This window comes from Gemmobacter caeruleus (assembly GCF_008271655.1).
GTDB classification, from domain to species: Bacteria; Pseudomonadota; Alphaproteobacteria; order Rhodobacterales; family Rhodobacteraceae; genus Gemmobacter; species Gemmobacter caeruleus.
This window is the reverse complement of sequence record NZ_VKKX01000022.1, coordinates 481688-494974: the sequence shown is the minus strand read 5'-3', so window position 1 is coordinate 494974 and position 13287 is coordinate 481688. Positions and strand designations below refer to the sequence as shown.

Annotated in this window: 16 protein-coding genes; 12 read left to right on the top strand and 4 right to left on the bottom strand. The window is 65.6% G+C overall.

Annotated elements, in window-relative coordinates; all coding sequences use genetic code 11:
- Positions 1–7: 7 nt before the first annotated feature.
- Positions 8–748, top strand: a complete 741-nt coding sequence (gene fnrL / locus FOA17_RS09395) for a transcriptional regulator FnrL (protein WP_149141208.1) — start codon at positions 8–10, stop codon at positions 746–748.
- Here fnrL and FOA17_RS09390 read toward each other — a convergent pair whose 3' ends face one another.
- Positions 749–1429, bottom strand: coding sequence for an ArsR/SmtB family transcription factor (locus FOA17_RS09390; RefSeq protein WP_149141207.1), 681 nt, complete (start codon positions 1427–1429; stop codon positions 749–751).
- A 72-nt stretch (positions 1430–1501) separates the two neighbouring features.
- Between FOA17_RS09390 and FOA17_RS09385 the strand changes: the two genes are divergently transcribed.
- Both FOA17_RS09385 and FOA17_RS09380 read left to right on the top strand, forming a co-directional pair.
- A complete protein-coding gene (locus FOA17_RS09385; protein ID WP_149141206.1) occupies positions 1502–1831 on the top strand; it encodes an NIPSNAP family protein in 330 nt (109 codons plus the stop codon).
- Positions 1828–2172 (top strand): antibiotic biosynthesis monooxygenase family protein, encoded by a 345-nt coding sequence (locus FOA17_RS09380; protein ID WP_149141205.1) that lies wholly within the window; start codon positions 1828–1830, stop codon positions 2170–2172. The genes FOA17_RS09385 and FOA17_RS09380 overlap by 4 nt, the downstream gene beginning before the upstream one ends.
- A gap of 36 nt (positions 2173–2208) precedes the next feature.
- Here the strand turns inward: FOA17_RS09380 and FOA17_RS09375 are convergent, their stop codons facing one another.
- Complete coding sequence (locus tag FOA17_RS09375) at positions 2209–3054, bottom strand: universal stress protein (RefSeq protein WP_149141204.1); 846 nt, start codon at positions 3052–3054, stop codon at positions 2209–2211.
- 206 nt (positions 3055–3260) lie between these two features.
- Here FOA17_RS09375 and ccoN point away from each other — a divergent pair, with 206 nt between their 5' ends.
- The 4 genes from ccoN to ccoP are packed head-to-tail and all read left to right on the top strand — an operon-like array spanning position 3261 to position 6696.
- The gene (gene ccoN, locus FOA17_RS09370; protein ID WP_149141203.1) at positions 3261–4868 is read left to right on the top strand and encodes a cytochrome-c oxidase, cbb3-type subunit I; all 1608 of its coding nucleotides are present in this window, start codon (positions 3261–3263) and stop codon (positions 4866–4868) included.
- Positions 4869–4880: 12 nt separating this feature from the next.
- Positions 4881–5606, top strand: a complete 726-nt coding sequence (gene ccoO, locus FOA17_RS09365; protein WP_149141202.1) for a cytochrome-c oxidase, cbb3-type subunit II — start codon at positions 4881–4883, stop codon at positions 5604–5606.
- Positions 5607–5616: 10 nt separating this feature from the next.
- Entirely contained in the window at positions 5617–5811 is a 195-nt protein-coding gene (locus FOA17_RS09360; RefSeq protein WP_149141201.1) for a cbb3-type cytochrome c oxidase subunit 3, read from the top strand.
- Between the two features lie 3 nt (positions 5812–5814).
- The gene (ccoP, locus tag FOA17_RS09355; RefSeq protein WP_149141200.1) at positions 5815–6696 is read left to right on the top strand and encodes a cytochrome-c oxidase, cbb3-type subunit III; all 882 of its coding nucleotides are present in this window, start codon (positions 5815–5817) and stop codon (positions 6694–6696) included.
- 83 nt (positions 6697–6779) lie between these two features.
- On the opposite strand, the gene FOA17_RS19735 is transcribed toward ccoP, so the two are convergent.
- Positions 6780–6932, bottom strand: coding sequence for a hypothetical protein (locus FOA17_RS19735; RefSeq protein ID WP_162528214.1), 153 nt, complete (start codon positions 6930–6932; stop codon positions 6780–6782).
- A gap of 99 nt (positions 6933–7031) precedes the next feature.
- Between FOA17_RS19735 and FOA17_RS09350 the strand changes: the two genes are divergently transcribed.
- Positions 7032–7925 (top strand): LysR family transcriptional regulator, encoded by an 894-nt coding sequence (locus tag FOA17_RS09350; RefSeq protein WP_149141199.1) that lies wholly within the window; start codon positions 7032–7034, stop codon positions 7923–7925.
- A 119-nt stretch (positions 7926–8044) separates the two neighbouring features.
- Here the strand turns inward: FOA17_RS09350 and FOA17_RS09345 are convergent, their stop codons facing one another.
- Positions 8045–8725: a DUF2270 domain-containing protein gene (locus tag FOA17_RS09345; protein WP_149141198.1), complete on the bottom strand. Its 681-nt coding sequence runs from the start codon at positions 8723–8725 to the stop codon at positions 8045–8047.
- Positions 8726–8933: 208 nt separating this feature from the next.
- Here FOA17_RS09345 and ccoG point away from each other — a divergent pair, with 208 nt between their 5' ends.
- The 4 genes from ccoG to ccoS all read left to right on the top strand — a co-directional run bounded on the left by ccoG (position 8934) and on the right by ccoS (position 13274).
- Positions 8934–10376, top strand: coding sequence for a cytochrome c oxidase accessory protein CcoG (gene ccoG, locus FOA17_RS09340; RefSeq protein ID WP_149141197.1), 1443 nt, complete (start codon positions 8934–8936; stop codon positions 10374–10376).
- 61 nt (positions 10377–10437) lie between these two features.
- The gene (locus tag FOA17_RS09335; protein WP_149141196.1) at positions 10438–10893 is read left to right on the top strand and encodes a FixH family protein; all 456 of its coding nucleotides are present in this window, start codon (positions 10438–10440) and stop codon (positions 10891–10893) included.
- A 3-nt stretch (positions 10894–10896) separates the two neighbouring features.
- Entirely contained in the window at positions 10897–13116 is a 2220-nt protein-coding gene (locus FOA17_RS09330) for a heavy metal translocating P-type ATPase (protein ID WP_149141195.1), read from the top strand.
- Positions 13116–13274 (top strand): cbb3-type cytochrome oxidase assembly protein CcoS, encoded by a 159-nt coding sequence (ccoS, locus tag FOA17_RS09325; protein ID WP_149141194.1) that lies wholly within the window; start codon positions 13116–13118, stop codon positions 13272–13274. Before FOA17_RS09330 ends, ccoS begins: the two co-directional genes overlap by 1 nt.
- The last annotated feature ends 13 nt before the right edge of the window (positions 13275–13287 follow it).

The following is a 13287-nucleotide window of genomic DNA, read 5'->3' as shown; positions in this document are numbered from 1 at the left end:
AAGCCAGATGCAGGACATGCACCTTGTGCATCACGAGTGCGGGGATTGTCCGATCCGCCACCGCGCCGTCTGCGCCCGTTGCGAAACGGACGAACTGGCCCGGCTGGAGCAGATCAAATACTATCGCAGCTATCAGGCCGGCCAGACCGTGATCTGGTCGGGCGACCGGATGGATTTCGTGGCCTCCGTCGTGTCGGGCATCGCCACGCTGACCCAGACGCTTGAGGATGGGCGGCGCCAGATGGTCGGCATGTTGCTGCCGTCGGATTTCGTGGGCCGTCCGGGCCGGGCGACCGCCGCCTATGACGTGACGGCCACCACCGATCTGGTCATGTGCTGTTTCCGCAAGAAACCCTTTGAAGACATGATGGTGACGACGCCGCGCGTGGCGCAGCGCCTGCTGGAAATGACGCTGGACGAGCTGGATGCCGCGCGCGAATGGATGCTGCTTCTGGGCCGCAAGACCGCGCGCGAAAAGATCGCCTCGCTGCTGGGCATCATCGCGCGGCGCGATGCCAGCCTGCGGCTCAAGACGCCCAAGGGCGCGCTGATCTTCGATCTGCCACTGACGCGCGAGGAGATGGCCGATTATCTGGGCCTGACGCTGGAAACCGTCAGCCGCCAGATCTCGGCGCTGAAGCGGGACGGGGTGATCCATCTGGATGGCAAGCGCCATGTCACGATCCCCGATTTCGACCGCCTGATGGACGAGGCGGGCGATGACAGCGATGGCGGCGTGCTGGGCTGATCAGCCCGGCGGCGGAAAGGCGTGGTCAAAGGCCGCGCGGCCCGTCGGGGTGAAACGCAGCGCGCGGCTGTCGCCGATCCGGGTGATCCAGCCCATTTCCTGCATCCGTGTCAGCAAGGCCTGGCCGACCGGCCCGGCCAGATGGCTGCGCCTTTCGCTCCAGTCAAGGCAGGCACGGCAGAGCGGCTTGCGGCGCAGCCCCTCGGGGGCGATGCCCATCGTGTGCAGAAAGGCGGTGCCCGCCCCGGTCAGTGCCGGGCCGTCGGGCGCCAGCATCAGATGGCCGCGCGCGATCAGGCTTTCGTAAAGCTGAACCCCGGCCTCGCCCGCCAGATGGTTGTAGCACAGCCGCGCGGCACGCAAGGCCGGGTCGCGCGGCCCGGTGCGGTGCCGCAACTGCCCGCGCGCGGCGGCAAAGCCCATCAGCGCCTCGATCAGCCGGGCCGCCTCGGCGCCGGACAGGGTGAAATAGCGGTGCCGCCCCTGTGCCGTCGCGGCAATCAGCCCACCCTCCAGCAGCTTGCGCAGGTGGCTGGAGGCGGTCTGCGCGGTGATCCCAGCCTCATCCGACAGCTCGCGCGCGGTCAGCGCCTTGCCCGACATCAGCGCGGACAGGATATTGGCGCGGGCCGGGTCACCGATCAGCGCGGCGGTCAGGGCGATATCGGGTCCATCCTTCATGCTTCGATCCTGATCGAAACATCAGTTGCGGACAATAGGCAATATGGGGGCAGAGCAATTGCCGGAGGCCCCATGCTGACCTGTATCATCCGCTATCAGATCGACCCGACCCAAAGGGCGCAGTTTGAAACCTATGCCCGCAACTGGGGCCAGGCCATTCCGCGCTGCGGCGCCGATCTGATCGGCTATTTCGCCCCGCATGAGGGGTCTTCGACGCTGGCATATGGCATCTACAACATCCCCTCGCTGGCGGAATACGAGGCCTATCGCGCGCGGCTGGCCGCCGATCCGCTGGGGCAGAAAAATTACGCCTTTGCGCAAAAGGAACGCTTCATCCTGCGCGAGGATCGCACCTTTCTGCGGCTGGCCTCGGCGCCGCATGGGCAGAAGGGGACGCCATGATCGCCGTGATCTTCGAGGTGGAGCCGGCCCCGGGGCGTGCGGATGACTATCTGGATCAGGCCGCCGCCCTGCGCGCGGAACTGGAGCGGGTGCCGGGCTTCCTGTCGGTCGAACGGTTCAGCAGCCTGACCACGCCGGGCAAGATGCTGTCGCTGTCCTTCTTTGACAGCGAGGAGGCGCTGCACCACTGGCGCAACCAGCCCGAACACCGCCGTGCCCAGGCGCTTGGCCGGGGCGGGGTGTGTCGCGATTACCGGCTGCGCGTCGCGCAAGTGCTGCGCGATTACGGACTGTCGGCGCGCGATGAGGCGCCCGCCGACAGCCGGGAAAGATGGGGCTGAGGCCGCCCCCGGCGTGAAAGAGGCCCGCCGCGGGCCTCAATGCGCCATGAAAACCGGCACTTCGGCCTGTTCCAGCATGTTGCGCGTCGCCCCGCCCAGAATCGCCTCGCGAAAGCGGGAATGGCCATAGGCGCCCATCACCAGAAGGTCGCCATCCATGTCGCGCACATGCCGGTTCAGCACGTCCGAGATGCGCGGCATGGTGCGCGCCAGCACCGAGACCTCGGCCTTGATGCCATGGCGGACCAGCAGCTGACACAGCATCCCGCCCGGATCAGACCGTTCCGGCCCGTGCTGCGGCGGGTCGATCACCGCGATATCCACCAGCTTGGCCGCCTTGAGGAAGGGCAGCGCGCGGCGCACCGCCACCATCGCCTCGCGGCTCTGGTTCCAGCCGATGACGACCCGCTGGGGCAGGGCGGCGGGCAGCGGCTTTTCGGGCAGGACCAGCACCGGGGCCTGCCCCTCGAACAGCGACGCCTCCAGCACGGCTTCGGCCTCGACGCCCTTGCCCTTGCCATAGGGGCGCGGCAACACCACCAGATCGGCGAAACGCGCCCGCAGCGCCACCAGTTCATTCAACGCCCCGACCTGCGCCACGGCACTTTCCAGCGACCAGCGCAGCGAAACGGGCTGGTTTTCCAGGGCCGCGCGCGCGGCGGCCTCGGCCTCGCGGGCGTCGGTCTCGGCGCGTTCCAATGCGACCTGGAGGAACACCCCGCCGCCGCCCAGATAGGAATAGCCGGCCTGCGTGCGGTCCACGCCCAGGGCCAGCGCATCAAGATGCGCATCGGTCAGTTGCGCCAACTGCGCCGCGCCTGAAATGGCGGGATTTGCGTCCTCGGGCGAGGTCACGATCGTCATCATGGATCTGAAGCTCATCTCAATCGCTCCTCAGGTGAGTGGAAACTGTTGTAAATCTATGCACTATGCCATTGTGCCGCATTGACCTCGATCAAGCGCGAGTGGCCTTTGGGTTGATATGGATCAAGGTTTGACAGGCCGTGTTCTGCGAAAGCGGAATGGTCAAAAAGTGCCCGGACGACTCGCGTTGACCGGTGGATCGGGCCAAGACGAAGGGACGCAAAATGTGGGATTACGTTAAATTGGTCGTGCTGGGCGCGATCGCGGTCTTTGCCGCGATTGCCGCCCAATACGGGCATGACCTCGCCTATACGGTGAACGCGATCGTCGTCATGCTTGCGGCTGCCATCACCTTCATCTGGGTGTTGCGGCGCATGTATGAACCGGCGGTGGTGGTTGACCGCAACACCTATAACGACGGCGTCGTGCGCGCCGGCGTGATCGCGACGGCCTTCTGGGGCGTCGTCGGCTTTCTGGTCGGTGTCATCATCGCCTTCCAGCTTGCCTTTCCGTCGCTCAACATTCCGGGCGTGGATGGCATCCTGAACTTCGGGCGCCTGCGTCCGCTGCACACCTCGGCGGTGATTTTCGCCTTTGGCGGCAATGCCCTGATCATGTCGGCCTTCTACATCGTGCAGCGCACCTGCGCCACGCGGCTGTGGGGCGGCAATCTGGGCTGGTTCGTGTTCTGGGGCTGGCAACTGATGATCGTGCTGGCCGCGACCTCCTATGTGCTGGGCGGCACGCAAGGCAAGGAATATGCCGAGACCGTCTGGTATATCGACTGGTGGATCGTGGTCGTCTGGGTGTCGTTCCTGCTGGTCTTCATGGGCACGCTGATCATGCGCAAGGAACCCCACATCTATGTGGCGAACTGGTTCCTGCTGTCGATGATCATCACCGTGGCCATGCTGCATGTGGTGAACAACCTGGCGATTCCGGTCAGCATGTTCTCGTCCAAGTCGGTGTCGCTGTTCAGCGGCGTGCAGGACGCGATGACGCAATGGTGGTATGGCCACAACGCCGTGGGCTTCTTCCTGACCGCGGGCTTCCTGGGCATGATGTATTACTTCGTGCCGAAACAGGCGGAACGCCCGGTCTACAGCTACAAGCTGTCGATCATCCACTTCTGGGCGCTGATCTTCCTCTATATCTGGGCCGGTCCGCACCACCTGCATTATACCGCGCTGCCCGATTGGGCTGCGACGCTGGGCATGGTTTTCTCGGTCATGCTGTGGATGCCGTCCTGGGGTGGCATGATCAACGGCCTGATGACGCTGTCGGGCGCCTGGGACAAGCTGCGCACCGATCCGATCATCCGCATGATGGTGGTGTCGGTCGGCTTTTACGGCATGTCCACCTTTGAAGGCCCGATGATGTCGATCAAGGCGGTGAACTCGCTGTCGCATTATACCGACTGGACCATCGGTCACGTCCATTCCGGCGCGCTTGGCTGGAACGGCATGATCACCTTCGGCGCGCTCTATTTCCTGGTGCCGCGCCTGTGGAACCGCGAGCGGCTTTATTCGCTGCGTCTGGTCAGCTGGCACTTCTGGCTCGCCACCATCGGGATCGTGCTTTACGCCGCCTCGATGTGGGTGACCGGCATCATGGAGGGCCTGATGTGGCGCGAAGTGGATGCGAACGGGTTCCTCGTAAACGCTTTCGCCGACACGGTGGCCGCGAAATACCCGATGTATGTGGTGCGCGGCACGGGTGGTCTGATGTTCCTGATCGGGGCGCTGATCATGTGCTACAACCTCGTGATGACCGTTCGTGCGCAGCCGGCCAAGGCGCCGGTCAACGCGAACGACTTCGTCCCGGCGGAATGAGGAGGGGCAAGCATGGCTTTTCTTGACAAACACAAGGCCATCGAGACGCATGCGACGCTGCTGCTCGTTCTGTCCTTCCTCGTGGTGACGATCGGCGGTCTGGTGCAGATCGTGCCGCTGTTCTACCTCGAAAACACCATCGAGAAGGTTGAAGGGGTGCGCCCCTACAGCCCGCTCGAACTGGCCGGGCGCGAGATCTATGTTCGCGAAGGCTGCTATGTCTGCCACAGCCAGATGATCCGCCCGATGCGGGATGAGGTCGAACGCTATGGCCATTACAGCCTGGCGGCGGAATCGATGTATGACCATCCGTTCCAGTGGGGGTCGAAACGCACCGGGCCGGATCTGGCCCGCGTCGGCGGCCGCTATTCGGACGAATGGCATGTCGATCACCTGATCAACCCGCAATCCGTGGTGCCGGAATCGGTGATGCCGAAATACGCGCATCTGATGACTCATGAACTGGAGCCGGAACTGATCGGCGACAGCATGTGGGCCAACCGCGTGGTGGGCGTGCCCTATTCGGACGAGATGATGGAAAACGGCAAGGCCGATTTCGTGGCCCAGGCCGATCCGAATGCCGATACCGAAGGGTTGCTGGCCCGCTATCCCAAGGCGCAGGTCCGCAATTTCGACGGGCAGGCCGCGCTGACCGAGATGGACGCCCTGGTGGCTTATCTGCAAGTGTTGGGCACGATGGTCGATTTCTCGACCTTCCAGCCCGACCCGAACCGCTGAGGAGGGGGGCATGGATACCTATTCCTTCCTTCGCCACTTTGCCGATAGCTGGATGCTGATCCTGATGACCGCTTTGTTCGTGGGGGTGGTGGTCTATGCCTTCCGCCCGGGCAGCGGCAAGCTTCAGGACGAAGCCGCCAACTCGATCTTCCGCAACGAAAAGCGTCCCGCTGCGGAAGCGGCCCGCAACTACAAGGAGGCGTGAACCATGTGCGCCAAACAAGTGAAGAAACCGGGTGAGGTGGCCACCACCGGCCATGACTGGGACGGCATTCAGGAATTCGACAATCCGATGCCGCGCTGGTGGCTGTGGACCTTTTACCTGACGATCATCTGGTCCATCGGCTATTGCATCGCCTATCCCGCCTGGCCGCTGATCAGCGGGGCGACGCAGGGGCTCTGGGGCACCAGCGCGGCGGGGGATACCCGTCTTGCCGTGGCCGAGGAGATCAAGCGTTTTGACGATGCCAATGCGCCGATCAAGGCCAAGCTGGTCGCGGCCGATCTGACCGCAATTGCCACCGACCCTGAACTGGACGGCTATGCCAAATCGGCCGGCGCCGCCGTGTTCAAGACCTGGTGCGCGCAGTGCCACGGGGCGGGGGCGGCCGGCAATGTCGGCTATCCCAACCTGCTGGATGATGACTGGCTCTGGGGTGGCGACATGGAGGCCATCCACACCACCATCACCCACGGCATCCGCAACACCGATGACGCCGATGCGCGCTATTCGGAAATGCCGAAATTCGGCGCGGATGGCATCCTGGAGCCGGCGCAGATCGGTGACGTGGTGGAATATGTGCTGCAACTGTCCAAGCAGGATCACGACGCGGCCAAGGCCACGGCCGGGGCGCAGATCTTTGCCGACAATTGTTCGGCCTGCCATGCCGAAGACGGCACCGGCGACCGGGCACAGGGCGCGCCGAACCTGACCGATGCGGTCTGGCTCTATGGCGGTGACCGCGCCACCCTGACGGATTCCGTGACCAATGCCCGTTTCGGCGTGATGCCGAACTGGAACGTCCGCCTCTCGGAAGACGAGATCCGCGCGGTGGCGGTCTATGTGCATGGTCTGGGCGGCGGCGAATAAGCCGCCCCTCAGCGGGACAAATTCAAAGGCCCCCGGAGCGATCCGGGGGCCTTTACTGTGGGTCTGCCATGATGCGTTGCCCTTCAGCCTTCGGCGCGGGGCGGGGCCATGCGATACCGCCGGCCCTGACGCAGATATTCTTCGTCTTCGCGGCGCAGACGGGCCTCGGTCTCGGCGCGCAGATGCGGCTCCATCCGGGCGGCCAGCAGCAGGCTTTGTGCAAAAATCCCTAACATCTTATCCTCCTGATCCTTCGGGTCATGTCTTGAAAATAATGCAGTAAAGGGCAGGATGCGACTCAGGCTTTTTTACAAGATGTAAGTCAGGGTTACAGGATGGACTGGCGCGGCTTTCCCCCGCTTTCGCAATTGCGGGCCTTTGCGGCCTTTGCAGATGCGGCCTCGCTCGAGCAGGCGGGGGCGCGGATCGGGGTGACCCATGCCGCGATCAGCCAGCAGATTCGCGCGCTTGAGGCGCATCTGGGCCTTGCGCTGGTCGAACGCGGCGGGCGCAGGCTGGCGCTGACCCCCGAAGGGCGCCGCCTGGCCGAGGCGCTGGAGGCGGGCTTTGGCCAGATCGCCGCCACGCTGGGCGCGCTGACCGGGGCCGATGCCAATGCGCCTTTGCGCATCACCACCACGCCCAGCTTTGCCGCCGGCTGGCTGATGCCGCGCCTGCCCGATTTTCGCGCCCGGCATCCCGGCGTCGATCTGACCATCGACCCCGCGCCCGAAAACCGCGAGATCGGCCGCGAGGCCGATGTCGGGCTGCGCTATGGCAATGGCCACTGGCCGGGGCTGGAGGCGCGGCTGATCCTGCGCTCCTCGGTGGTGGTGGTGGCGGCGCCGGGCCTTGTGCCCGAGGACGGCCCCGCCGGCCTGTCGCATCTGGAGGGGCTGTCCTGGTTGCAGGAACTGGGCACCAACGAGGCCAGCGCCTTTTTCGTCAAGCACGGCCTGACCCGGCGCGCGGGGGCGGCGATCATTTCGCTGCCGGGGAACCTGATGCTGGATGCCGCGCGCAACGGCCATGGCGTCGCGGTGATCGCGCAGGCATTTGTCGCGGCCGATCTGGCCTCGGGCCGGCTGCGCCTGCTGTTCGAGGATACCGAGCGCGAGGGCTATTTTCTGATCACCCGCCCCGGCGCGCAGCGGCCGACGCTGCGGGCCTTTTGCCAATGGGTGCTGCGGCAGGCTGCCGCAGAGCCGGCGATGATTCCGCCAATTTGATTCAGGTCAAGGCGGCGCGCGCCAATTCTGCGATTCTGCCTGCGTCCGGGTCGTGAAACTGGACATGGCACCGCCGCCCCATCCTGTTCGCGCGTTTCCTGGGGGTAGCGGTGCCTTTTTCACCCCATCGAGATGCCGCGCCCGCGCACCTTGCTGCGCCGCGTATCTGCATGGGTGACCCAAAGCGCCAGCCCCGCCCAGGTCAGGATATAGACCGCCCCCAACCCCAGCACGACCAGACCGGAAACCGGCCCGATATCGGCGCGGCCGACAAATTCGGTCCAGTCGCGCACCGGCGCCGGATGGACCAGCAGCTTGCCGATATAGGCCAGCGCCTGAATGAGCAGGATCCACAGGTAATTCGACCGCACCCGCCGCGCGACCGCGGTCAGATAGCTGACATGGTATTGGGGTGCGCGATAGTCGCGGGCCAGGATCGTCTGCCAGTCATCTTCGGTATGCAGGTCGCCGTCGATCAGCATCGGCACATAGAAATGCGTCTCGATCCAGCGGGCGCGGGCGCGCCAGACGTTGAAAAACCGATAGCGCCGCGCCTCGAGCGCCAGAAAGAACAGGATCAGCACCCCCACCAGCACCAGCGGCAGGGGCGAGGCATCGGGCGAGCTGAAGGTGATCGACAGCGCCACCCCCAGCGTGACCACCGACCAGTTCGTCGTCGTGTCCAGTCGCGTGCGCCACACGGTTGAGCGATAGACCTCGCCCCGATACAAATGTGCAAGCGCCCCGATTTCGGCCGCGCTGAATTCCTCGGTCTGTGCCGCGTTGCGTTTTCCGGTCATGCCCGTCCTCCTGCCCTCGGGGCAGCATGTCAGCGGCACGGGTCCGGGTCAAAAAGTGGTCCTGCGCGTGCAGCATGGCCGGCGCGAAATGACGCATGGCGAAGATATATCGCCGATGCAATTTTTGATACAGGTCAAAGCGCGGGTCCGTTCGTCGCCCCATACCTGCGCCAGACGAGCAAGCACGAGAGTCAACCGGAGCCTATCCGTGTCCAGCCAAGATACCGAACCGTCCCTTTATGCCGCGCGCGAGCCGGTTTTCCCCAAGCGCGTGAAGGGCAATTTTCGCACGCTGAAATGGTGGCTCATGGCCCTGATGCTGGGGGCATATTACCTTGCCCCCTGGATTCGCTGGGATCGCGGGCCGGCCTTGCCGGATCAGGCGATCCTGCTGGACATGGCGAACCGGCGCTTTTTCTTCTTCATGATCGAGATCTGGCCGCACGAATTCTATTTCGTCGCGGGGCTGCTGATCATGGCGGGGTTGGGGCTGTTCCTGTTCACCTCGGCCGCCGGGCGAGTCTGGTGCGGCTATGCCTGCCCGCAGACCGTCTGGACCGACCTGATGATTCTGGTCGAACGCTGGGTCGAGGGCGACCGCAATGCGCGGCTGCGCCTCTATCGCCAGAAATGGGATGCGGAAAAGATCCGCAAGCGCGCGCTGAAATGGACGCTGTGGTTCCTGATCGCCGTCGCGACGGGCGGGGCCTGGGTGTTCTATTTCACCGATGCGCCGACGCTGCTCCGGGATCTGGTCACCGGCAATGCCCATCCGATCGCCTATACCACCATCCTGATCCTGACCGCGACGACCTTCCTGTTTGGCGGGTTCTTCCGCGAACAGGTCTGCATCTATGCCTGCCCATGGCCGCGCATCCAGGCCGCGATGATGGACGAGGACACGCTGACCATCGCCTATCGCGACTGGCGGGGCGAGCCGCGCGGCAAGCATCGCAAGCAGGAAGGCGCCGAACAGCTGGGCGATTGCATCGACTGCATGGCCTGCGTGAACGTCTGCCCGATGGGGATCGACATCCGCAACGGGCAGCAGATGGCCTGCATCACCTGCGGCCTGTGCATCGACGCCTGCAACGACATGATGGACAAGGTCGGCAAGCCCCGCGGCCTGATCGACTATATCGCGCTGACCGATGAAACCCGCGAACGCGCGGGCCAGGCGCCCCGGCCGATCTGGAAACACATCTTCCGCCCGCGCACCGTGCTTTATACCGTGCTGTGGTCCGGGGTCGGCGTCGGGCTGATCGTGGCGCTGTTCCTGCGCTCGGATATCGACATCAACGTGACGCCAATCCGCAACCCGCTTTTCGTGACGCTCAGCGATGGCACGATCCGCAATGCCTATGACATCCGCTTGCGCAACAAGCTCGGCGAGGCGCATGATTACGCGGTGACCGTGACCGCCGGCGAAAGGCTGACGCTGCGGCTGGAAGGGGCAGAGAATAACGTGCTGACGGTGCCGGCCAATGACACGCTCTCGACCCGGCTGTATCTTGAGGCCGCGCCCGATAGCGGGGCCGCCCATGCGGAACGGACCGAGGTGCGCCTGTGGGTGATGGATGCAGTGCCGCCCGCCTCGGGCAAGGAGGCGCGGGTGCATCACGACACGGTATTCAACGGCAAGGCCGAGTGACGGCCCAGGGCGGCGGGCGCCAGGCCCCCCGCCGCGACCGACAGGAAAAGGAATGCAGGACATGGGGCAGATCACGGGTCGTCAGGTGTTTGTCTTCACCGCCGGGGCCTTTGCGGTGATCATCGGGGTGAATGTGCTGATGGCCTACAAGGCCATTTCCACCTTCCCGGGGCTGGAGGTCGAAAATTCTTACGTCGCCTCACAGGAATTCGAGGCCGCGCGCGATGCCCAGTCGGCCCTGGGCTGGACCCTGCAAGAGGAGTACCAGCCCGGCAGCGGGCTGACGCTGACCTTCACCGATGCGCAGGGCCTGCCGGCCGATTTGCGCAATCTGGATGTGCTGCTCGGGCGCACCACGTCGGCCGCGTCCGATCTGCGGCCTGAATTCCGCCGCGAGGCCGGGCGCTTTGTCGCCCCGGTCATGCTGGACCCGGGCAAATGGATGCTGCATGTCAAGGCCGAGGCCCCGGATGGCACGTTGTTCCAGCAGCGGCTGGATCTGTTCGTGAAAGGCTGAACCATGACCCTCGCAGAGCGCATTCCCGTGCAGGAGGAGGAGGGCAGGCTGATGGCCTCGGCCTGTCCGGCCTGCGTGGCGGCGCCTTCGGCCGAACAGCTTGCCCGGGCGGGCGCGGCCGCCGATGCGCGGCTGGTCCTGTCGATTCCGACGGCGCATTGCGCGGCCTGCATCTCGACCGTGGAACAGGCGTTGGAGCGGCAGCCGGGCGTGCGCTCGGCCCGGGTGAACCTGACGCTGAAGCGGGTTTCGGTCGATGCCGAACCGGGGGTCGAGGCCGCGCCGCTGGTCGCCGCGCTGAATGCCACCGGCTATGAGGCCTATGAACTGGACGCGGGCCTGCTTTCCGCGACCGAGACCGACCGCCAGGGCCGCGATCTGCTGATGCGGCTGGGTGTCGCGTTCTTTTCCATGATGAACGTCATGCTGCTCTCTGTTGCGGTCTGGTCCGGGGCAGGGGATGCGACGCGCGACCTGTTCCACTGGATTTCCGGGGCGATTGCGCTGCCGACCGTGGTTTTCGCGGGCCAGCCCTTCTTCAAATCCGCCTGGGCCAGCCTGCGTGCCGGGCGGTTGGGCATGGATGTGCCGATCAGCCTGGCGCTGATCCTGGCCTCGTCGATTTCGGTGTTCGAAACCCTGCATTCCGGCCATCACGCCTATTTCGATGCGGCGGTGATGCTGGCGTTCTTCCTGCTGCTGGGGCGCTATCTCGATCACCGCACCCGTGCCGTGGCGCGTTCTGCGGCCGAGGAACTGGCCGCGCTCGAGGTGCCGCGCGCCCTGCGCATCACCGCGGCGGGCGAGGAAACCGTGTCGATCACCGATCTGGCCGTGGGCGATCTGGTGCGCGTGCGCCCCGGCGGGCGGATGCCGGTCGATGGCGTGGTGGTCGAGGGCACCTCCGAGGTGGATCGCGCGTTGCTGACCGGGGAAAGCCTGCCGGTCTGGGCCGGCCCCGATACCCGCGTCAGCGCGGGCGAGGTCAACCTGACCGGCCCGCTCACCCTGCGGGTCACGGCGGCGGGGCGCGATTCCAGCCTGCACCGCATGGCCGATCTGGTCGCCGTGGCCGAAAGCGCCAAGACCCGTTACACCAGCCTCGCCGAACGTGCCTCGCGCGCCTATTCGCCGCTGGTGCATCTGCTGTCCTTCAGCGCCTTTGGCTACTGGATGTGGGCGACCGGGGGCGATCTGCGCTATGCGGTCAACATCTCGGCGGCGGTGCTGATCATCACCTGCCCCTGCGCGCTTGGCCTTGCGGTGCCGGCGGTGGTGACGGCGGCCAGCGGCAAGCTGTTCCGCAAGGGGCTGCTCATCAAGCATGGCACCGCGCTGGAGCGCCTGGCCGAGGTGGATACCGTCGTCTTCGACAAGACCGGCACGCTGACGCTCGGCACGCCCGAACTGACCAATCTGGGCGACCACCCGCGTCAGGCCGCCGAAGTGGCGCTGGCCCTGGCCGAGGCGTCGTCGCATCCGCTGGCGCTCGCGCTGGCGCAGGCGGCCCGGGCGGCGGGGTTGCACCCCGCGCCGGTCAGCGACCTGCAAGAGGTGCCGGGCTACGGCGTCGAAGGGCGGTGGCGCGGGCAGGTCGTGCGGCTGGGCCGTGCCGGTTGGTGCGGCGCGGATCGTGACCCGGGCGTGACGGCCACCTGGCTTTGCACCGGCGAAGTCGCGGCGCGGCCCTTTACCTTTACCGACCGCCTGCGCCCCGGCGCGGCCGAGGCCGTGGGCGCCCTGCGCGCGCAGGGCAAGGCGATCCGGCTGGTTTCGGGCGATACGCCCGGCGCGGTGGCGGCACTGGCCGAAAAGCTGGGCATCACCGATTGGCGCGCGGGGGTGCTGCCGGCCGAAAAGGCCGCGCTGGTGGCCGATCTGACGGCGCAGGGCCATCGGGTGCTGATGGTGGGCGACGGGCTGAACGACACCGCCGCGCTGGCGGCGGCTCATGTGTCCATCTCGCCGGCCTCGGCGCTGGACGCGGCGCGCACGGCCTCGGATATCGTGCTGCTGGGGCAGGACATGGCGCCGATCGCCGACGCCCTGCGCATTGCCCGGCAATCCAGCCGCCGCATCAAGGAAAACTTTGCGATTTCGGCACTTTACAACGTGGTTGCCGTGCCTTTGGCGCTGGTCGGGGCCGCCACCCCGCTGGCGGCGGCGCTGGCCATGTCGCTGTCGTCGATCTCGGTCACGCTGAACGCGCTGAGGCTGAAATAATGGAAATCCTGACCATCCTCATTCCTGTCTCGCTGTTTCTGGGCGGCATCGGGCTTGTGGCATTTTTCTGGGCGTTGAAGCGCGGCCAGTTCGACGATCCGCAGGGCGATGCGAACCGTATCCTGACCCGCGATTACGACGACCATCCGAAACGCTAAGGGGGCCACGCGG

Coding starts and splice junctions, on each gene's coding strand:
- fnrL (WP_149141208.1), top strand. CDS start 8: ATGCAGGACATGCACCTTGTGCATCACGAGTGCGGGGATTGTCCGATC.
- FOA17_RS09390 (WP_149141207.1), bottom strand. CDS start 1,429: ATGAAGGATGGACCCGATATCGCCCTGACCGCCGCGCTGATCGGTGAC.
- FOA17_RS09385 (WP_149141206.1), top strand. CDS start 1,502: ATGCTGACCTGTATCATCCGCTATCAGATCGACCCGACCCAAAGGGCG.
- FOA17_RS09380 (WP_149141205.1), top strand. CDS start 1,828: ATGATCGCCGTGATCTTCGAGGTGGAGCCGGCCCCGGGGCGTGCGGAT.
- FOA17_RS09375 (WP_149141204.1), bottom strand. CDS start 3,054: ATGAGCTTCAGATCCATGATGACGATCGTGACCTCGCCCGAGGACGCA.
- ccoN (WP_149141203.1), top strand. CDS start 3,261: ATGTGGGATTACGTTAAATTGGTCGTGCTGGGCGCGATCGCGGTCTTT.
- ccoO (WP_149141202.1), top strand. CDS start 4,881: ATGGCTTTTCTTGACAAACACAAGGCCATCGAGACGCATGCGACGCTG.
- FOA17_RS09360 (WP_149141201.1), top strand. CDS start 5,617: ATGGATACCTATTCCTTCCTTCGCCACTTTGCCGATAGCTGGATGCTG.
- ccoP (WP_149141200.1), top strand. CDS start 5,815: ATGTGCGCCAAACAAGTGAAGAAACCGGGTGAGGTGGCCACCACCGGC.
- FOA17_RS19735 (WP_162528214.1), bottom strand. CDS start 6,932: ATGTTAGGGATTTTTGCACAAAGCCTGCTGCTGGCCGCCCGGATGGAG.
- FOA17_RS09350 (WP_149141199.1), top strand. CDS start 7,032: ATGGACTGGCGCGGCTTTCCCCCGCTTTCGCAATTGCGGGCCTTTGCG.
- FOA17_RS09345 (WP_149141198.1), bottom strand. CDS start 8,725: ATGACCGGAAAACGCAACGCGGCACAGACCGAGGAATTCAGCGCGGCC.
- FOA17_RS09335 (WP_149141196.1), top strand. CDS start 10,438: ATGGGGCAGATCACGGGTCGTCAGGTGTTTGTCTTCACCGCCGGGGCC.
- FOA17_RS09330 (WP_149141195.1), top strand. CDS start 10,897: ATGACCCTCGCAGAGCGCATTCCCGTGCAGGAGGAGGAGGGCAGGCTG.
- ccoS (WP_149141194.1), top strand. CDS start 13,116: ATGGAAATCCTGACCATCCTCATTCCTGTCTCGCTGTTTCTGGGCGGC.